15 protein-coding genes are annotated in these 20,308 nt (G+C 60.3%); 10 read left to right on the forward strand and 5 right to left on the reverse strand.

The window, feature by feature from the left end:
• Positions 1 to 15: 15 nt before the first annotated feature.
• On the reverse strand, positions 16 to 1,293 hold the full coding sequence (locus NKF25_RS07885; protein WP_253226141.1) for an ABC transporter substrate-binding protein: 1,278 nt from the start codon (positions 1,291 to 1,293) through the stop codon (positions 16 to 18).
• A gap of 230 nt (positions 1,294 to 1,523) precedes the next feature.
• Between NKF25_RS07885 and NKF25_RS07890 the strand changes: the two genes are divergently transcribed.
• Positions 1,524 to 2,936 carry a class II fumarate hydratase gene (locus NKF25_RS07890; protein ID WP_253226142.1) on the forward strand — a complete coding sequence of 471 codons (1,413 nt, stop codon included), beginning with the start codon at positions 1,524 to 1,526 and terminating at the stop codon, positions 2,934 to 2,936.
• A 57-nt stretch (positions 2,937 to 2,993) separates the two neighbouring features.
• Here NKF25_RS07890 and NKF25_RS07895 read toward each other — a convergent pair whose 3' ends face one another.
• A complete protein-coding gene (locus tag NKF25_RS07895; RefSeq protein WP_253226143.1) occupies positions 2,994 to 3,929 on the reverse strand; it encodes a hypothetical protein in 936 nt (311 codons plus the stop codon).
• Between the two features lie 237 nt (positions 3,930 to 4,166).
• On the opposite strand from NKF25_RS07895, the gene NKF25_RS07900 reads away from it, so the two are divergent.
• Together NKF25_RS07900 and NKF25_RS07905 are read left to right on the forward strand one after the other, a co-directional pair.
• Positions 4,167 to 4,628: a PH domain-containing protein gene (locus NKF25_RS07900; RefSeq protein ID WP_253226144.1), complete on the forward strand. Its 462-nt coding sequence runs from the start codon at positions 4,167 to 4,169 to the stop codon at positions 4,626 to 4,628.
• A complete protein-coding gene (locus NKF25_RS07905) occupies positions 4,625 to 6,118 on the forward strand; it encodes a PH domain-containing protein (protein WP_253226145.1) in 1,494 nt (497 codons plus the stop codon). Before NKF25_RS07900 ends, NKF25_RS07905 begins: the two co-directional genes overlap by 4 nt.
• Positions 6,119 to 6,122: 4 nt before the next feature.
• Here NKF25_RS07905 and NKF25_RS07910 read toward each other — a convergent pair whose 3' ends face one another.
• On the reverse strand, positions 6,123 to 7,289 hold the full coding sequence (locus tag NKF25_RS07910; RefSeq protein ID WP_253226146.1) for a PAS domain-containing protein: 1,167 nt from the start codon (positions 7,287 to 7,289) through the stop codon (positions 6,123 to 6,125).
• Positions 7,290 to 7,597: 308 nt separating this feature from the next.
• On the opposite strand from NKF25_RS07910, the gene gatE reads away from it, so the two are divergent.
• Complete coding sequence (gene gatE, locus NKF25_RS07915) at positions 7,598 to 9,466, forward strand: Glu-tRNA(Gln) amidotransferase subunit GatE (RefSeq protein WP_253226147.1); 1,869 nt, start codon at positions 7,598 to 7,600, stop codon at positions 9,464 to 9,466.
• 192 nt (positions 9,467 to 9,658) lie between these two features.
• On the opposite strand, the gene NKF25_RS07920 is transcribed toward gatE, so the two are convergent.
• Both NKF25_RS07920 and NKF25_RS07925 read right to left on the reverse strand, forming a co-directional pair.
• Positions 9,659 to 10,414 carry a phosphatase PAP2 family protein gene (locus NKF25_RS07920; protein ID WP_253226148.1) on the reverse strand — a complete coding sequence of 252 codons (756 nt, stop codon included), beginning with the start codon at positions 10,412 to 10,414 and terminating at the stop codon, positions 9,659 to 9,661.
• Between the two features lie 117 nt (positions 10,415 to 10,531).
• Positions 10,532 to 11,281 (reverse strand): RNA methyltransferase, encoded by a 750-nt coding sequence (locus NKF25_RS07925; protein ID WP_253226149.1) that lies wholly within the window; start codon positions 11,279 to 11,281, stop codon positions 10,532 to 10,534.
• A 223-nt stretch (positions 11,282 to 11,504) separates the two neighbouring features.
• On the opposite strand from NKF25_RS07925, the gene NKF25_RS07930 reads away from it, so the two are divergent.
• From NKF25_RS07930 to NKF25_RS07955, 6 genes are all read left to right on the forward strand, one after another.
• The gene (locus NKF25_RS07930) at positions 11,505 to 12,206 is read left to right on the forward strand and encodes a hypothetical protein (RefSeq protein WP_253226150.1); all 702 of its coding nucleotides are present in this window, start codon (positions 11,505 to 11,507) and stop codon (positions 12,204 to 12,206) included.
• 865 nt (positions 12,207 to 13,071) lie between these two features.
• A complete protein-coding gene (locus NKF25_RS07935) occupies positions 13,072 to 14,301 on the forward strand; it encodes a hypothetical protein (RefSeq protein ID WP_253226151.1) in 1,230 nt (409 codons plus the stop codon).
• 130 nt (positions 14,302 to 14,431) lie between these two features.
• Entirely contained in the window at positions 14,432 to 16,519 is a 2,088-nt protein-coding gene (locus NKF25_RS07940) for a hypothetical protein (RefSeq protein ID WP_253226152.1), read from the forward strand.
• Positions 16,520 to 16,649: 130 nt separating this feature from the next.
• The gene (locus tag NKF25_RS07945) at positions 16,650 to 18,743 is read left to right on the forward strand and encodes a hypothetical protein (protein ID WP_253226153.1); all 2,094 of its coding nucleotides are present in this window, start codon (positions 16,650 to 16,652) and stop codon (positions 18,741 to 18,743) included.
• Positions 18,744 to 18,783: 40 nt separating this feature from the next.
• Positions 18,784 to 19,602 (forward strand): dihydropteroate synthase, encoded by an 819-nt coding sequence (gene folP, locus NKF25_RS07950; RefSeq protein WP_253226154.1) that lies wholly within the window; start codon positions 18,784 to 18,786, stop codon positions 19,600 to 19,602.
• Complete coding sequence (locus NKF25_RS07955; protein ID WP_253226155.1) at positions 19,599 to 20,300, forward strand: 6-hydroxymethylpterin diphosphokinase MptE-like protein; 702 nt, start codon at positions 19,599 to 19,601, stop codon at positions 20,298 to 20,300. The genes folP and NKF25_RS07955 overlap by 4 nt, the downstream gene beginning before the upstream one ends.
• The last annotated feature ends 8 nt before the right edge of the window (positions 20,301 to 20,308 follow it).

The raw sequence follows: 20,308 nt of genomic DNA on the forward strand, positions 1-20,308 counted from the left end.
GTGGAAAGCTGTCGTTCAGTTCGACGAGGACGAAATCGCGTCCTTCCACTGCTGCGCGACTTTGTCCGCCGACGAAGCCTTGTACGACGAGAAGTTCTGCGAGACGGCGCTTTCGAGCTTCGCCTGAACGGTCGGGATGACCGCGAGGCCGTGTGCGACCGACGGCGGCTGTGCCTTCGATTTCTTGAAGGCCGCGTATTGGTCGGACTGGAACTCGGGGAACTTCTTCATCGACACGTCGGTTCGTGGCGGAATCGAGCCTTTCTTCGAGTTGAACCGGACCTGTGCGTCCTTGGTTCCGGCGTATCGGAGCCACTTCTTGGCGGCATCAGGTGCGGGCGTGTTCTTCGGGTACACCCACGAGTCCATGTTCATCGCGTAGTAGCCCTCGGTACCGGGGAATGCGACGTAGTCCCAGTCCTTCTTGTACTCGAAACTGTCGTCGGCGGCGTACATGCCAGCCACCCAGTCACCCTGCTGGATGAACGCCGCGTTTCCGTTCATCACTTTCTTGTTGCCTTCTTTGAAGCCGATGGTGCCCGCGTCGTCCGAGAAGTACTTGCTGTAGTCAGCGAGCGTCTTGAACGCGTTGGCGATGGGTTCCTTGCCGATGGAGCCGTCCATGAACTTCTGGTAGCCGTCCCAGCCCTGCTGGCCGAGGAACACCGCGCCCCAGAGTTGAAGCGTCGTCCACGGGCTCTTGGTCGATTGAGCCATCCCGACGGCGTCCGTGTTCTTGTCGACCTTCTTCATCGCGTCGGTCAGATCTTTCGGACTCTTGAGGTCTCCCGGACTGACACCCGCCTGCTTGAGGACCTTCTTGTTGTAGAAGACGTTGTTCATCCGGTGAATGTTCGTCGGAACACAGATGTACGTCCCATCCGGCTTTCCGGCGTTACGCGGCCCTTTCGCGTAGGCCTTCTTCATGTTGTTCTTGCTCCAGACGGAGTCACCGATGTCTCCGAGGATGTTACCGTCCTTCGACTGGAACTGGAGCAGGTTCTTCCCCGGCCAGTCGGCCCAGCTTCCCGGCGGGTTCTGTTTCTTCAGTCGGTTGTTGATGACGGTGTTCAGGGTCGTGTTTCCGCCGCCGCTGATGCCCTTGAGTTTCGAATCGACATCGGGGTACTCCTTCTCGAACCCCTGGTACATGTTCTTGATAGCACTGAGTCCGTCCCCGGGACTCCAGCCGTGCATGAGAAGCAGCTGCTTGTTGCCGCCACCACCCATGAAGCTCGAACAGCCGGAGAGACCAGCCAGACCGGCAGTTCCGGCTAATCCGGTTGCTTTCATATAGCTACGCCGCGATAGGTTGTTGGATTTTTTACCTGTCATATCTGCGCATCATCCACGTCTACCTTTACCATTTGTCACGGGGTACTTAATCATTTTTGGATTACTTCGTCACCGAGTGAATTTTTCTGTGACAATTCTCGTGGAATCAATTCCACCTTATCCTTCCGAAACCAAATCAGTCCCGTTTCGGTGGGTTTTACGCCCGCCCACATCGACCCTCCAAACGCATGAGCGACGAGGATTATCGAATCGAAGAGGACAGCCTCGGGGAGATGCAGGTACCGGCCGACGCCTACTGGGGTGCACAGACCCAGCGTGCGGTCGAGAACTTCCCTATTTCGGGGATCACGTTCGGGCGACGGTTCATCCGCGCGCTTGGCATCGTCAAGAAGGCGGCCGCGCAGGCGAACCGCGACCTCGGGATGATCGAGGACGACGAAGCGGAAGCCATTATCGAGGCCGCGGACGAGGTCATCGCGGGCGAACTCGACGACCAGTTCCCGGTGGACGTGTTCCAGACCGGGTCCGGCACGTCCTCGAACATGAACGCGAACGAGGTCATCGCCAACCGCGCCGCCGAGATCTACGGGGCGGAAATCGGGGACCGCGTGATCCACCCGAACGACCACGTCAACTTCGGCCAGTCGAGCAACGATGTGATTCCGACAGCGATGCACGTTTCGGCGCTCGAAGCCGTCGAGAAGGACGTTCTTCCGGCACTCGACACCCTCCGCGAAGCCCTCGCCGAGAAGGAAGAGGAGTACGACGGAGTGGTGAAGACCGGCCGCACGCACCTGCAGGACGCGACGCCCGTGCGCGTCGGACAGGAATTCGGCGGCTACCGCTCGCAGATCGAAAAGGGACTCTCGCGCGTTGACTACGTCCGGGACCATCTCAGCGAACTCGCGCTCGGCGGAACGGCGGTCGGGACCGGGTTGAACACCCACCCCGAGTTCCCCGGCCTCGCCGCCGAGTACATCAGCGAGGAGACCGGCATCGAGTTCCGCGAGGCGGACAATCACTTCGAAGCCCAGGCCGCCCACGACGCGATGGCCGAAGCACACGGCGCACTCCGCACCGTCGCTGGCTCGCTCAACAAGATCGCAAACGACCTTCGACTGCTGGCGTCCGGCCCGCGCAACGGGCTCGGGGAGATCGATCAGCCGGAGAACCAGCCCGGCAGTTCCATCATGCCCGGCAAGATCAACCCCGTCGTCGCCGAGGCGGTCAATCAGGTTCACAAGCAGGTCGTCGGCAACGACACCACGGTCGAGTACGGCGCGGCGGAGGGACAGATCGACCTCAACCTCTACAAACCCGTCCTCGCCCACAACTTCCTCGAATCGGCCGAACTCGTCTCCAACGCCAGCCAAACGTTCGCGGACAAGTTCGTCGACAAGCTGGAGGTCGACGCCGAGCACTGCGAGGAGAAAGTCGAACAAAGCATGGCCCTCGCCACCGCGCTCAACCCGCACATCGGCTACGACAAAGCCTCGAAAGCGGCGAAGGAAGCGCTCAAGGAAGGAAAGACCGTCCGGCAGGTCGTCGTCGAGAAGGGCTACCTGAGCGAGGAGGAGGCGGACGAAATCATCGACCCCGAAGCGATGACTCACACCGGTATCCTCGGACGGGAAGAATAAGTCGGATCTTCTTTTCGAGTAGCCAGTCGAAAGCGTGGTATCGGCTCGAAACGCGGCCTAGAACAGGCTGGTGAAGAACGACACCACCGATTCTATCAACGAGGCGAATCCGCTCCAGAGTTTCCCGAAGAACCCTTTGCTTCCGCTGGACGGTGGAGTGGTCGTCGTCGAGGACGTGGTCGAGCCACCGGTGGTGGTCTTCTCCGTGGTTTTCTGGGTCGTCGTCTGGGTCGTCGTTTCGGCCTTACACGACTGCGAGCTGATGGTTACCGGCTTGTTCATGTTCAGCTTCGTGCGGGTGGGGTTGTTCACGTCTCCCGACAACACCTCCCACTTCTTGATTTTCCCTTGGTACACGCCGTTCTGTTCCGACTCTCCCGCGAGAACGGCTTTCTCGTTGAACTGTGGGTTGATGGTGATGTTGAAATCGTTTCCGATGCCGCGATAGGCCATCCCGTCCGCGCGACCTTCCTGCCAGGTCCAACTGACGTTCGCGCTCGCGGTTTCCTTACCGTTCCAGTCGCGATGTTTCGAGTAGTCGAACGTGTCGAGGTTCGTCTGGGCGTCGTAGGAGTCGTCCTCGACCACGAACTTCCCGTTCACGGGAAGGTTCGTGATGCGGAACGTCACCGCACCCCCTTTCCCGGCATCTATCTTGTCGTGGATTGCGACGAGGCTGAGTCCTTGTGGACCCTTGTAGAGGAAGAGGATGCTGGTGTCTTCTCGTTGGAGGTTCTGGGTCCCGAAGGAGGCGTACTTGTACGACGACGGGTCCGTATCGGGCGTGCGGTAGTCGTAAAATTCCTTGATCGGCAGCCCCTGCATCGAGAGGGGTGTGATAGGGATACACTTACCGTCCTGTTCGAGGGAGTACTGCGGGGTATTCCCGGACTGTTGCGCATCTGCCGACGAGATGCCACCGAGTATGGCGGTCGAGGCGACTGTCGCCTGAACGAATCGGCGGCGGTTGATAGTGGGCGAGTTCTCGGTCATGCTGTCCACGAAGGGTACGATTTCCCGGCATCTTTGTTCCACGCCGACTGACTGAAATCAGTGCCAACCGAACGAAACGGTAGGAGGACCATTCTTTACCGGTAGGGGTGCTATGCCGGGACGATAGGGAAGACATTCTCTATCAGGATAGAAGGTCGGTTCTTGGAAGCGGTTTTCGGCGAATCCGGCGCGTACGCCACACCTACTTATATACAGTCTCCGTTCGGTCATGTGCGTATGGAGACACTCAACCCCCGTGTTCGTCTCGGTTGGCTTGCGGGCGTCCTCGTCGCTGCAGCACTCGTTGGGGGACTCCTCGTCGGGGTGCGGCGGTTCGTCGTCGCGTTCTCGCTCTCCCTCGTCGTCGCCGGGATTCTCGTCGTCGCCGTTCTCGGAATCGTCTACGTCGTACTCAACTATCGGGCGTGGCGCTTCGAGATCCGCGATGATGACCTCTATCTCGAACACGGCGTTTTCACCCGTGTCACCACCGTCGTCCCCTTCGTCAGGGTCCAACACGTCGATACCCAGCGAGGTCCCGTCGAACGCCTGCTCGGCCTCGGAAGCGTCGTCATCTACACCGCCGGGTCGCGCGGGGCCGACGTGACGATTCCCGGCCTCACCCCGGAGCGGGCGAGCGAACTACAGGGACGTCTTCGGAACCTCGCGGTCGAGAGCGAGTACGAGGATGCGGTATGAAACTCCACCCGCTCTCGCTCCCCTATCGAATCGTCACGCGCGGTGTGCAGATTCTCTCGACCGTACTGTTCGCCGGACTCGCCGCCGTCGGCGCAGTGAAGGCGCTGACACTCGGACTGTTCGCGCTCATCGTCGTCGTCGTTTTGCTCGGCATACTCGGGTGGGAGTTCGCCTATCACCGGCGGTTCGAATACGAACTCACGAACGACTCGCTCGACATCGATTCGGGGGTCATCTCGCGCCGTCGCCGGGAGATTCCCCTCCGCAGGATCCAGAACGTGGACATCCACCGAAACGTGATTCAACGGGTCGCCGGAATCGCGTCGGTCGGATTGGAGACTGCGGGTGGCGGTGATACCGAGGCGAGCCTCGAATACATCGCCTACGAGGAAGCGAGACGGCTCCAGCGGGAGATTCAACGCCGGAAGAACGGCGATACGGAGGCGGCGTCTCCGAACGAGTCGGAGACGCGGCACCCGGAGGACGTCCTGTACGAGATCAGCGCCGAGGAACTGCTGTTGCTTTCGGCCGTCTCGATCGAACCGCGGGCCATCGGTCTCGTCTTCCTCGTCATTCCGTTCGTGATGGACACGATGGATTCGTTCGGGAGCGTGGTGTTCCTGTTCGGCTTCGTACAGATCGTGTTCTCCGCGCTCGTCCTGTGGGTGAGTAGCGGGGCGATCACCTTCGCGCGTTACTACGACTTTCGGCTGACACGCGTCGGCGACGAACTCCGGTACGAACGCGGCCTGCTCCAGCGCTACGACGGAAGCATTCCGCTCGACAAGATCCAGACGCTCACGCTGCAGGAAAACCCGATCATGCGCCGATTGGGATACGCCACGCTGTCGGTCGAAACGGCTGGATACAGTCCCGGAAACGGGTCGTCCGGCGGTTCCGAGGCGGCGATCCCACTCGCCGTCCGTGAGCGCGTTCTCGTCCTCGCACACTCGCTCGAATCGTTCGAGGACCCGACGTTCGAGCGGCCACCGCGTCGAGTCCGGCGGCGATACGTCCTTCGCTATGCCATCATGGTCGTCGTGCTCACCGGCGTCACGTACGGCTTCGACCGTGTCACGGGACTCCTCGGGTTCTGGTACGTGCCGCTCGTGCTTCTCGTGGTGACACCCCTCGCCGGTCACTATCGATGGAAACATCGCGGGTATCACGCCGGGGACGCCCACGTCGTGACGCGCGACGGGTTCTGGCGGCGGACGACGCACGTCGTTCCCTACTACCGGGTACAGACGGTCGTTCAACGGGAGACGATATTCCAGCGTCGATGGGCGGTTGCCACAGTGATCATCGACACCGCCGGTTCCATCGGTTTTCGAACGAGGGATCCACACGCGGCGGACATCGAGACGTCCGATGCGAACGAACTACGCGAACTCGTCGCCCGTCGTCTCGGGCGGCAGGTAAAACGAAATCGACGGGAACGACGCCGGAAGCGAAAACGGGCGGAATCGATGTCGGCAAACGACCCGTGAGAAATCATTCCCCGTCGGATTCGGTCGTATCCTCGATGATGGAGACCATACGTTCGACGTCCCCTTCCTCGGAGTACACCGGTGCCCCGTTGACCGAGAATTGACGCCACTCCCCGTCGGGACGTCGATACCGAATCGTAGCACCCCGAACGGTCGTTTCGTCCTCGAAGACGCTTCTCATCGGATGGTCCTCCTCCGAAAGCGGGGTGCCGTTCTCGTCCGTGACCTCCCACTCGCGGGAGTTGTAGTTGCGATCCGTGATCGCTTCCTCCGACAAACCCAGCATCTCGACCGACCGTTCGTTGACCCGCTGAATCTCCCCGTCCGTTCCGAGGATCATGATACCGACGGGACTCGTCTCGAACACCCGTTCGAGCAGTTCGCGCTCCCGGCGGTGTTCCTTTCGAATCCGCGTCTCGTCGGTGATGTCACGGAAGTAAACCGACAACCCCTCCGTCGAAGGGTAGGCGTGCACCTCGAACAACGTTTTCAACGGGTCGAAGTAGGCTTCGAACGTCGTCGGCTCCTGTGTTTCCATCGCTGCTCGATACTCGTCTTCGAACATCGAATCGAGCGATTCGGGGAACTCGTCCCAGACGGAGTTACCGAGCAGTGCCGATTCCGGCCGGTTCAGCAACTCCTCGCCGCGCTCGTTGACGAACGTGAACCGCCAGTCCGTGTTCAGCGCGAAGAACGCGTCCGTCACCCGGTCGTAGACGGCGGCCATCCGTCGCTGGTATGCTTGTGCTTCCCGCTGTGCGCGATATCGATCGACCACGTTTTCGATACGGTTTGCCAACACGGCGTATCTGTCCGGACCGCCTTTCTGGAGGTATTCGGTGACCCCCGCGGAGATGGCCTCGCTTGCGATTTCCTCGCTCCCTTTGCCGGTAAAGAGGATGAAGGGTCGTTCCGGCAAGTGGACCCGGACGGCCTCCAGAAACTCCAATCCGTCCATCGATCCCATGTCGAAATCGCTGACGATACAATCGACCGTGAACTCGTCGAGTCGCTCGATAGCGTTCGACGGTTTCGTCTCCGTACGAACGACGATGTTCGGTATGTACTCCGACAGGAGGGCTTGAGAAAGGCGCAATCGCGCAGGGTCATCGTCGACGTGGAGGACTCGTATCGGATCCGTTGGATTCCTCGACGCGAGGAACTCGGTCATACACGAATCACTCTGGACTTCGGATTTATAGGTATTGAATCACCAGCGAACAAACAATTATATATTCGTAAAATCCCCGTACAACATCATCCATATCGGAACATTTCTTCGTGCTTTTATTCATTCGTTCTTTTGTTCGGAAAAGGCCGGTTCTGCGTCTCTTGCAACCTCACGGAACCAAGCACTATCGATCCGGTTTCCCTGCACCGAGACACCGTTCCGACCGACGACCACGAACGGTCGCGCTCCGTGGCGGAACTCGCCCGAACTGGTCGGTTTTTTACCCCTCCATCTCTCATGTCCGATCAATGAGTAAGTACGACTACGAGGACCTCGGTCTCGTGGCGGGGCTGGAGATTCACCAGCAACTCGACACCGAGGAGAAGTTGTTCTGTGGCTGTCCGACCGAACTCCGCGACCCCGAGGAGTCGTCCCGAACGTTCACCCGGTATCTCCATCCGACCCGGAGCGAACTCGGGGAAATCGACGAAGCCGCGCTCGAAGAGAGCCAAATCGACCGCGAGTTCGAGTATCTGGGCTACGACACGACCTGTCTCGTGGAAGCCGACGACGAACCGCCACACCGCTTGGACGCGGAAGCACAACAGGTCGTCCTCGAAATCGCGCAACTGCTCGACATGACCGTCATCGACCAGGCCAACGTCATGCGGAAAATCGTCGTGGACGGGTCGAACACCTCGGGATTCCAGCGCTCGACGCTCGTCGCCACCGGCGGGCAAATCGAGACGAGCGACGGGCCGGTCGGCGTCGAAGACCTGATGTTGGAAGAGGAAAGCGCCCAGCGCGTCGAGGAGCGCGAGGACGGCGTCACCTTCAGCCTCGACCGACTCGGCATTCCGCTGGTCGAAATCGGCACCAGCCCGGACATCAGTTCGCCCCAGCAGGCCCGCGAGGCGGCCGAACGGATCGGAATGCTCCTCCGTTCGACCGGCCACGTCAAACGCGGTCTCGGCACCATCCGGCAGGACGTGAACGTTTCCATCGCGGACGGCGCACGCGTGGAGATGAAAGGCGTCCAGAGTCTGGACGACATCGACGACCTCGTCCGGTTCGAAGTCGGTCGGCAGGTCGAACTCCTCGCCATCCGCGACGAACTTCAGTCGCGCGACGCGGCGGTCGGCGAAGTTCAGGACGTGACCGACGTGTTCGAGGGGACCGAAAGCGGCGTCATCGAGGGCGCACTCGACAGCGGTGGCAAGGTCACCGCCGTTCCCCTGTTCGGGTTCGACGGCCTCGTCGGCCGGGAAATCCAGCCGGACCGTCGCCTCGGCACCGAGTTCTCCGACCACGCGAAGCGCCACGGCGCGGGCGGCATCTTCCACACCGACGAACTGCCCGCGTACGGCGTTACCGAGGACGAAGTCGAAGCGCTTCGGGACGCCGTCGATGCGGGTGACGAGGACGCGGTCGCCATCGTCGCCGCCAGTCCGGAGGTGGCCGACGGCGCGATCGAAGCCGCCGCAAAGCGTGCGGAAGTCGCCATCGAGGAAGTCCCGGAGGAGACCCGTGGCGCGAACGAGGACGGTACCTCGCAGTATCTCCGCCCGCTCCCCGGCGCGGCGCGGATGTACCCCGAAACCGACGTGCCGCCGGTCGATCTCGACCCCGAGGAGGTCGAGACGCCCGAACTGCTGACGGAAAAGGTCGAGCGCTACCAGTCGGAGTTCTCGCTCGGCGCGGGACTCGCCGAACAGGTCGCCTACGGCCGCCGAATGCCGCTGTTCGAGCGGGCGGTCGAAACCGGAGCGGACCCGACGTTCGTCGCCGGATTGGTCGAGAGCACCGTGACGGAACTTCGGCGTGACGACGTTCCCGTCGAGAACCTCACCGACGACCACTTCCTCGCCGTAATCTCGCTCGTCACCGACGGCGAGTTGGCGAAGGAGGGTGTCAACGACGTGATGACGCTCCTCGCGGAGAACCCCGAACTGACGGCGGAGGAAGCGGTCGAGGAAGCCGGTCTCTCCGGCGTGGGCGACGAGGAAGTCCGCGAAGCGGTCGTCGAAGTGGTCGAACGGAACGACGAGCAGGTCGAGGAAGAGGGAATGGGCGCGTTCTCCGGCCTGATGGGCGAGTGCATGGGAAGCCTCCGCGGAAAGGCGGACGGTGACCTCGTCAGCCAACTCCTGCGCGAGGAAATCCAGAAGCGGGCCTGAACTACGTTCGCCCACTCGACCACGTTCGCCCGCTCGGTTACGATTTCGCGTCGCCCCCGGCGATGTGAACTGCTCCCCAAACGACTGTGGCTGTTGCTCGCTTTTCAACGGTCTGCCAGCTTTTCACTGACTTCGGGTAGTTACCGTTCGACGTTCGAATACGGAGACGTTTCGACCGCAGCGCGTCCGGTCTTATCGTCCGGTCGTTCGCCGGACCGCCGCGAGGGCCTCCCGTGAGACGACCGACCAACGCGGCTCACTGAACTGGCGCGAGAGAGTGTAGGCGCAGGCGACGAGGACGAGCGCGAAGGCCGCGTCGGTCAGCCAGTGGACGCCGAGATAGAGCGTCGAGATGACGATTGCCGCCGCGAGGAGCGCGATGGTGTAGGCGTACGTGGTATCCGCCTTCCGGGCGTAGAGCGCGGCGAGTACCGACAAACCGGTGTGGAGGCTGGGGAAGGACTTCACCAGCGTGTCGGTGGAGAAGATGCCGTACTGAATCGCCGGACTGAGTTGGTACATCAGCGGTTGGACGGAGGTCAGATACAGCGACGACACCTTCACCGGGAAGAAGACGAAGAACGGAACGGAGAGGACGACGAGGATGACGTACGCCAGCGCATAGCGGTGTGCCTCTTCCTCGTCGTGTGCCTTCAGTTTGAAGTACGTGAACAGCACGGCGAACGGGAGGCCGACGAGATACACGCCGGTAAACGCCAGCGTGAGGGGCTTGGACGCGACAATCTGGAACGTCGCGACGGACGCCCCTTCGATGGCGTAAACGAATCCCGTGAACGTCCGCCCGGCGTGGAAGTGCAACGCGACCGAGTTCACAACTTGGGTAACGATCCACGCGACACCGAGGTATTTCCAGTCCGTTTTGAGGAAATCGACGAAGAGGGTTCTGATCCGCTCGTCGGGCAAGAACAACTGCTTACCCACGAGCATGACTAATACACTCGGGACAGAGACGAGAAGCGTAAACTGAGTCCCCAGTGGGAGAGAATGAAATTGGAGGGGGGGAAGCATGGCTACACCCTACTCTAGCGACAGATTATAAAGAAGTTATGTATCGTTTCGCCTCGGTCGGTGTGAGTCCGATGACGACGCTCGCTCGTTTGCTCGCCGGACGATGCCGCGCAGTGTTGCGATTTCCCGGCCAGTCGGATGTGCTCGACCGAACAGCCTGCGGATCATTCGCATGTTTTTGTCGTGCTTTTCGGCGGGTTGGCCGACGGTGTCGAGCAGGTCGGCAAAGGCCCCATAGAAGCCCTCTATTTCGCCCTCGTCGGCGCGCTCGCGTTCCACGTCCGGTAACTGGTATTCGTCCACGGTCAGCGTCCTGAGTTCGTAGAGGGTGACGGTCGCGGCTTGCCCGAGGTTCAACGCGGGATACGCCGCGCTGGCAGGAATCGAGCACACCTCGTCGATGCGTGCGAGTTCCTCGTTCGTCAACCCGTTCGCTTCCCGTCCGAAGATGAGGACGGTGTCCGTCTCCACCGTTTCGAGGTTCTCGGCGAGTTCCCGCGGTGTCGTGAACGGAAATCGAACGTGGTGGCTCGCGTCCTCGTTCGTCGTCGCCGTCAGTCCGACGGTGTGGTAGTTTTCGACCAGTTCGTCGAACGTGACGTCGTCGTAGTTCGGAAGGACGTCCTCGCGGGCCTGTCCGGCAAAGCCGTAGGCCTCGCTGTCACGTCCGAACTCCGGCGGGTTCACGAGTTTCAGGTCGTCCAAGCCGAAGTTTTTCATCGCGCGTGCTATGGTTCCGATGTTTCCGGGCGTCTTCGGTTCGACGATAGCGACTGCAGGTTTCATGTACGATACTCCCCTCTCGCGTCGAATCGCCACCCGCGAAGACCGACGTTCACGGTACTCATTACGCCCCCGTAGCAACCGGACCGACAAAAAGAGCGTGTTGTCGAGGAGCGGAGGACCCTGATTCGTGAATCGATGTCTAAGACGAACGGGATGGACGACTGATTTCCCCCTGTTCCTATCCGAATTTTTATTATCGTACAATCAAATTACACATCTAACAATGCCGTCTTCAGGGATTTCGTTCCGGGGGGGTAGTGGGTCACCGGAGTTCCACGACGTACTCGCCGATTTCAAGCAACGAGGCTGTAACATTCTCGTCACGGGGCGGGTCTCTGAAACGACGACGAACCGGACGACGATGCAACTTCTCGGGGCGTCAACCGAGGAACGAAAGCGGGTTCTCGTCCTGACCGATACGACGGCACAGTACGCGAACTCGAAACTCCCCGGCGGGACGAACGCGGACGACCCGGACGTCTGGGTCATCGACTGGGGTGACGACGAGCGGTCGGTATCGGGATCGATGCCCGTACCAGAGACGCCGCAACTGACGACTTCCCCCGAGGACTCGATTCGCGAACTACGGAGCGACATCGTCACCGCCGTCAGCTTCTTCGACGAGTGGGCGGACGGGTTGACGCCGTCGGAACTCCGACTCTCGTTCGACTCGCTCATCAAACCGCTCGAACGGTGTGAGCAGGAAGCGGTCGAACGGTTCCTCCGGACCATCATGGCCCTCATCCGTGGCGTTTCCGGAATGGCCCATTATCATCTTCCGGTTCCGACGTCCAACCCGGTCGTTCAGGAGTTGACGCCGTTGTTCGATGCGCGTGTCGAACTCCGCCAGTCGAACGGCCTCGTTCCGGAACAGCGCTGGCACATTCCGGAGTACGAACAAACGACCAACTGGGTTCAACTATGAGTCACGACGAACGAACGAACCCGAACTCACCGGTGTTCGAATCGAACCCGGATACGTCGGGGATTCGGATCTGGGACCCCATCGACAAGGGCAGTTTCGTGTTTCATACGCCCGTTCCCGTCTCCCTCGAACGGGCCGATACCGACACGTTTCCCGTCCCGATAGACTCGGCGGTCAGGTTGCGGACGAATCGTCTCGACGTCCCGGAACGGGTCGATTTCAACGTCTGGGATTCGGACGGATCGGTTTCCGACCTCGTAAACCCGTGTGACGGTGACTGGCACTCCGAACAGGTGGCCTACCTCGAAATACCGACGTCCCCGATGAAACTATACGTCCACGTCGACTGTCCGCTCTCCATTCGGGAACGGCACGGGAGCGTTCACATCGATCTGGGCAAAGAACGAACGATCTTCATCGGCAGTCGATCACACAGCGAATTGCCCGTCGGGACGATCACCGTCACCGACGACATCGAGGACCTGATGCGTGCGGTCTCGCTGCTCGGGTCCTCGCTGAAACCCTCGATCCCGAACGTTCGTTTCCCACGCTTCGTGGCCACCCACCGCTCATCGAGCGAGGTGACGAGTTTTCGGTCCCCTCGAACGTCGTTCGTCCCGAAACGGAAGTACGACTGGTACTGCCACCGGAGCGACGGTACGTCTACGCCGCGACGTCACTCGCGTACTATCTGGGCGCGAACGTGGTTCCCGGCGATGCCCCACGGCTTGAAACCCCAACTCGTCGGTATCCGTTGGATGGAACGGGAGGGTTCGACGGGTTCGAAGCGGAAGTATCCCGCGTCTTTCAACACCTCTTCTTCCTCGACTGTATCATCCGGAACGAAGGCTCGTACGACATCCCCGTGCAGGAACGCGAAGCGGTCGAACCGCTCTTGGACTTCGACTGTTCAAGCCTCTACGAACGGTCGTTGGCGGAACAGGTGGACACGTATCTCGACGTTCCGTTCGACGTTACTGAACCCCATCTTCCCAAATGGTGCCTGACGACCGATCTGGTGCCATCGGAAGCGAACGTCGGGGCGCTCCCGTTCATCGCGGACGAACTCTCGTTAATTCGGTGCCCCACACCCACCACCCACGTGCAACCGGCGGCAGAGGCCCCTGAAATAGCTGATTTCTGTCGAAGCACTCAGACCCCAGCCGAATCGGAGGGGAGTACGCCTGCTGTCAGTCCGCAACCGACGACGTCGAAGGAACACGTTTGGATCGGGGAAGGCGTTCCCGTCGGCGGCAACAAGGCGACGGTGGACTCCTATCGTCGCCGCATCGATCACGATTCGTCGGAACGCTCGACGATTCGGGTCCAGATCGTCTGCAACGACACGAACATGAATGACGAGGGGAAGGTGTGTGAGCAGTACAGCTTCCGGGATACGAGTCGTCACGAGGTCGATATCGCCTACAACTTGACCGTCGAGGAACTACGAACCGTATTCGCCGCCGACATCGATTATCTGCACTACATCGGCCACGTCAATCACAGCGGTATCGAGTGTGCCGACGGCGTGCTCGATACCCGGACGTTGGACGCGGTGAACGTCGAGTCGTTCCTGCTCAACGCCTGTCGCTCGTACGAACAGAGCGCCACCTTGGTCGAAAAGGGGTGCCGGGTCGGTGTCGCAACCCTGTCGGACGTGTCCAACGACCCGGCCACGAAGATCGGGTGTCTGCTCGCCCGCGGACTCGGTGCGGGCCTTTCGTTCTGGAGCGCGCTCTCCATCGCCCAGTCGGAGACGCTGTCAGGCGACCAGTACGTCGTCATCGGGGACGGGAGTCTCACCCTCTGCCAACCGTTTTCGAGGATCAAACCGATGCTGTTCATCGAGACGGACGATGATGGAGGGTACACGATTCGGATCAAACCGTTCTATCCCCCCCGTGACAGCGCCGGTTCGATGTTCGGATCGGTGTGGGACGACGACATGACACAGTACCTCCAGTCGGACTGGATCGGCGACTTCCACTTGGAGGCGGAGACGCTCGACGAGGTGTTTCGAGAGGAGTCGATGCCGATCAAATACGACGGCGACCTGTACTGGAGCGACGACATCACGACGAAGGATTTGCAGTAATCGATTCGGTTTTCATCCGTGAGTACCATCGTTGCGATATGATTGTTCGTTCCACCACGATTCTGACCGACGTTTCGGTGCGATTCGGACGATTCGAGCGGACAGTCTCCGGAACGAACACCGGGGAATCATGACGCGGGGCGAAGATCGACCGAAAGGGACTGGAATACAGGTCGAACGCGTTTCGGATGGGTGTGGAATTAGAATCTGGGATCCTATCGAAAAAGTCACCGTCGTGTTACGGACGCCGTCCCGAATCGACGTTCAACGAGGTTCGACGGACGGATTTCCGTTTCCCGTCGAGACGGCGGTCGAATTCCGGACGGATCGAATCGATATCCCCGCAGGTATGTCGTTCGGTGCTTGGGATAGTTCTGACGTGCTACGGGGCACCATCCAGCGAGGCAGGGGAACGTGGGAACCAGCGTTCCACGTCAAGTATCTAGAGCTATCGAACGCCCCGATGAGATTTTACATTGGCGTCGACAGTTCCACCACCATCGAGACCAAGAATAATTCTTCGAGGATCGATCTTGAGGGGAATCAACGAATCACGGTCGGTGTCGGGTCGAAATACCGATTCCCCGAGGGAACGATAACTGTCACCGACGACCCCGAGGACGTGATGCGTGCGGTCTCGCTGTTCGGATCGGCGCTGGATACCCTCTCACCCGAGCGCTCGTTTCCCACACTTCGGGGTCACCCGCCGCTCATCGAACGCGGTGACGAGTTTTCGACCCCTTCGGGTCTCGAACGTCCGGATACCGGAGTTCGGTTAGTCGTTCCCCCCGATCGGGAGTACGTCTATCCGATAGTCTCGTTGGCGTACTATCTAGGTGCGGAGGTGGTTCCGGGGAACCATCCGCGCCTCGAAACCCCCGATTCGGAGTACGTATTCAGTGACTCCTCATCGTTTGAGCGGGACGTCAACGAACTACTACGCCACGTTTTCTTCATGGATTGTGTGACTCGTGAAGAGTGGTTCTACTCGGCACCACTCCACATACGTCCCGAGATCGAATCGTTGGTGAACTTCGACTTCGAAAGCCTCTATGACCGCTCGCTATCCGAACAACTCGACGCATACTTGGACGTACCGCTCGACCGGGTCGGGCCGCATTTTCCGGATTGGTACGTCACGGTAGCGCTGGAACCGACGACACGAAACGTCGAAGCGCTCCCGTACGTTTCATCCGACCTCGCGTTCGTTCGGTGTCCGTCCCCTACCGCCTGCACGCCACGAACAGAGCCACCAAGAACGGTCACCGACTTCTGTCGGAGTCAAACGGCTTCGGGACAGACGACGGAACCGATGGTCGTGACCCCTCCGGAAACGGAAACCGTCCACGACGAATGGCTCGCTGCGGGAGTTCCGGTCGGAGCGAACAAACTCTCGATTGATTCGTATCGCCGTCGGGTCGCCGAGGTAGAACCGAAGACATCGACGATTACCGTCAAAATCGTCTGTAACGACCAGCGGATGAAATCCGAAGAAAGGGTCGCTGAGATGTATGATTTCCGGGAGGTGACCGACTACGACATCGATATCGAATACGACCTAACCGTCGACGACCTCGCGACGATGTTCACCACCGACATCGACTTCCTTCACTACATCGGGCACGTCACCGACGAGGGTATCGAATGTACTGACGGCGCACTCGACACACACGAACTGGGGGAAGTCGGGGTGGAATCGTTTCTGCTCAACGCTTGTCGATCATACCACCAGAGTATGGCATTGATCGAAAACGGCTGCCGTGGCGGTATCGCCACGCTTTCGGAGGTATCGAATACACCTGCGACCGAAGTCGGGTCGTGGCTCGCTCGCCTACTCGGACAGGGCTTCTCGATCCGTGATGCGCTCTCTATCGCACGAACGACGACACTGAGCGGGGACCAGTACATCGTCCTCGGTGATCCGACGACGGCAGTCTGCCGGTCGTTTACCGTGTCGAATTTCAGTGTCGAGGTCGCGTTAAAGGAGAGCGGAGTGTATTCGGTAACCGAAGAATTACACCTCGACAGGAAAAATGCCGGGACGACTTACTACCCCGGAGAGGAAGAAAGTGAGCGCCATTATCTGTCCCCCGAAACCGTGCGGAAGGAGATGACCGCCGACGAACTCGACGAACTGCTGAACACAGACCCGATGCCGGTCAAGTACGACGGCGACCTCTACTGGAGCGACGACATCACGACGAAGGATTTGCGGTGATCGATTCGGTTTTTATCGATGAGTACCATCGTTGCCGTATGATTGTTCGTTCCACCACGATTCGGAGACGCGTTTGGTTGCAATCCGGACTGGTTGGCGGGGCCGTTACCGGGTCCGGATTAAGTGAATCATGACGGGGGACGATAATCGACCGAAAGGGGCTGAAATACAGGTCGAACGCGTTTCGGACGGATGTGGAATTCGAATCTGGGATCCCATCGAAAAAGCCGGTGTCGTGTTACGGACCCCGTCACGAATCGATCCACAGCAGGGTTCGACGGAGGGGTTCCCGTTCTCGGTCGAGACGGCCGTCGAGTTTCGGACGGATCGGATCGATATCCCCGCAGGTATGTCGTACAACGCATGGGACACTTCCAACGCGATACGGGACACCATTTTCATGGGCGGTGGAGTGTGGGAACCATCGTTCCGCGTCGGCTATCTCGAACTGAAAGTCACTCCGATGCGGTTCTATATCGCCGTCGATTGCTTCCCAACGGTTCGATCCGGAGACAGTTCCTCGACGATCGAATTCGGGGAAGAACGACGTATCACCGTTGGGGTCGGGTCGGCGCATTGCACCCCCGAGGGAACGATTACCGTTACCGACGACCCCGAGGACGTGATGCGTGCGGTCTCGCTGTTCGGGTCGGCACTGGGAACGCTCTCGCCTGAACGTTCGTTCCCGACCCTCCGTGGGCATCCACCGCTCATCGAACGTGGTGACGAATTTTCGTCTCCACCAGATCTCGAACGTCCGGATACCGGGGTTCGATTGATCGTTCCTCCCGAGCGTGAGTACGTCTACCCGGTAGTCTCGTTGGCGTACTATCTGGGTGCGGAGGTGGTTCCGGGGAACCATCCACGGCTCGAAACCCCCGATTCGGAATACGTGTTCGGTGACACCACTTCGTTCGAACGAGAGATCAACGGACTGCTACGCCACGTCTTCTTTTTCGACTGTCTGACTCGTGAAGAGGGGTTCTACCCGGCACCGCTTCGTATCAGATCGGAGATCGAACCGTTGGTCCCCTTCGACTTCGAAAGTCTCTACGACCGTTCACTATCCGAACAACTCGACGCATACTTGGACGTACCGCTCAACCGGGTCGATTCGCACTTTCCGAATTGGACTGATGCGGTAGCACTCGAACTAACGGCACGAAACGTCGAAGCACTTCCGTACGTTTCGTCCAATCTCGCGTTCGTTCGGTGTCCGTCTCCCACCGCTCGGATGTCGCGGACCGAGCCACCACAAACGGTCACTGACTTCTGCCGAAGCCAAACGACGGCTTCGGGAGCGGTGACGGAAACGACGGTCGTGAGCATCCCGGAGACGGCGGCCGTCCACGACGAGTGGCTCGGTGAGGGGGTTCCTATCGGCGGCAACAAGGTCACCCTCGATTCGTATCGTCGTCGAACGGAGAACATGGAGCCGAAAACGTCGACCATCTCGGTCAAAATCGTCTGTAACGACCCGCAGATGAAAGCGGAAGGAAAAGTGACGGATCTCTATATGTTTCGGGAGATCACCGATCACGAGATCGATATCGAATACGATCTTACCGTCGAGGAACTCGCCTCGGTGTTCGCCGCCGACATCGACTTCCTTCACTACATCGGGCACGTTAACGACGAGGGTATCGAGTGCACCGACGGCGTGCTCGACACGCGGACGTTGGACGCGGTGAACGTCGAGTTGTTCCTGCTCAACGCCTGTCGATCGTACGACCAAAGCATGGCGCTAGTGGAGAAAGGATGTCGGGGCGGTATCGCCACGCTTTCGGACGTCTCGAACGGACCTGCGACCGAGGTCGGCTCGTGGCTTGCTCGTTTGCTTGGCCGGGGGTTCGCTCTTTGTGATGCGCTCTCTATAGTACGAAGAACGACGTTGAGCGGGAATCAATACGTCGCCCTCGGCGATTCCTCGGCGACTGTTTGCCGAGCCTTCAATTCGTCGAACAGTAGCGTTCACATCGATTCGTACACGGACGGTGTATATACTGCAGATCTGGAGATCCACATGTTACGAGGGCACAAAATCGGTTCGTTTTACAATCTCGTACAGGAAGACGACGAACGGTTCTACTTATTTCCCGAAACCGTGCGGAAGGAGATGACCGCCGCCGAACTCGACGAACTTCTCAAACAGGAGTCCTCCCCGGTCGAATACGACGGTGACCTGTACTGGAGCGACGACATCACCGCGGCGGACCTGCACTGAAAGGGCCGATTTTTAACCGTGCTCGCCCTCGTTTTCGGATATGCAGAACGTTTCCGCCGCGGGACTCGGAATCGGGCCGGAACATCCGCCGCGAATCATGGGCGTGTTGAACGTCAGCGAGGAATCCCCGTACGACCCGAGCGTGTACGACGACCCTGCCGACGCCGCGGCGTACGTGGACGCGGAACTCGTCGCGGAAGGCGCGGACATCGTGGACGTCGGTCTCGAATCGGCGAACAAACGGTTCGACGTGCTCTCCGCGGAGGAGGAACTCGACCGACTCGATACCGCGCTGGAAGCCATCGAACAGGTGGAAGGGAACCCCGTCTTCTCCATCGAAACCCGGTATGCGGACGTGGCGGATGCGGCGCTGTCGGGTGGCTTCGACATGGTCAACGACATCTGTGGCTTCGCGGACCCGGAGATGGCGACGGTCTGTGAACGCCACGACGCCGCCGTCGTGAAGATGGCGAGTCCGCCGGACCTGACCCGTCCCGGCGCGATCGAGCGCGTGGACGACATTTACGACGCGCTCGCCGCCGAACCGCTGACGGACAAGACCATCCTCGATCCCGCATTCGGCGGATGGAGCGAGGAGAAGACGCTCGCTGACGACCGCGAGACGTTCCACCGACTCGGCGAGTTACGAGAACTGGGGCGGCCAATCCTGGTCTCCATCAACCGGAAGAACTTCTTGGGTGACGTGGTGGGCAGGGACACCGAGGATCGACTCCCGGCCAGCCTCGCGGCGACCTCGCTGGCCGTCGAACGCGGGGCCGACGTGATCCGAACGCACGACGTGGCCGAAACCCGTGACGCGGCCGTCATCGGCCACGCGTTCGGCCGCGAACGGCAATGAGGTTCGACGAGTGGGACCCCGTCTACCGCGCAATCCTCGCGGATTTCGGCTTCCCCCGAACGGACGACGAACGCGCCCGCGACGTCCTCGCCGAACTCGCGGTTCCGTTCGACCGCGAGAAACTCGACCGGATCACCGGGAACACCGTCGCAATCGCGGGAGCGGCCCCCTCGCTGGCCGACGAACTCGACACGGCACGAGGAGCGGAGTGCGTCGTCGCGGCCTCGACGGCCGCCGACGTGCTCCTCGATGCGGGCATCGACGTGGACTGCATGGTGACAGACCTCGACAAAAATCCGGAGACGGCGCGGGAGTTGAGCGAATCGCGGATTCCGGTCGCGGCGCACGCACACGGAGACAACATTCCCGCGATACGCGAGTACGTCCCGACGTTCGACGCGGAGAACGTCCTCGCCACGACGCAGGCGGAACCGCACGGACCGGTCGAGAACTTCGGCGGGTTCACTGACGGCGACAGGGCGGCGTTCCTCGCCGACGAGTTCGGCGCGGCCGAACTCGTCTTCCTCGGCTGGGATTTCGACGACGCTACCGTGAACCCGATGAAACGGAAGAAGCTCGACTGGGCCGAGCGGTTGCTGTACTGGTTGGAACGGCGGCGCGACGAGCGGTTTTCGATTTTGGATGGCCGACGGACGGAAATCGATTTCGACACCGACCTATTTGAATCGGGGACGTAAACCGCCAC

It is taken from the genome of Haladaptatus sp. AB643 (genome assembly GCF_024136975.1).
Lineage (GTDB): Archaea > Halobacteriota > Halobacteria > Halobacteriales > Haladaptataceae > Haladaptatus.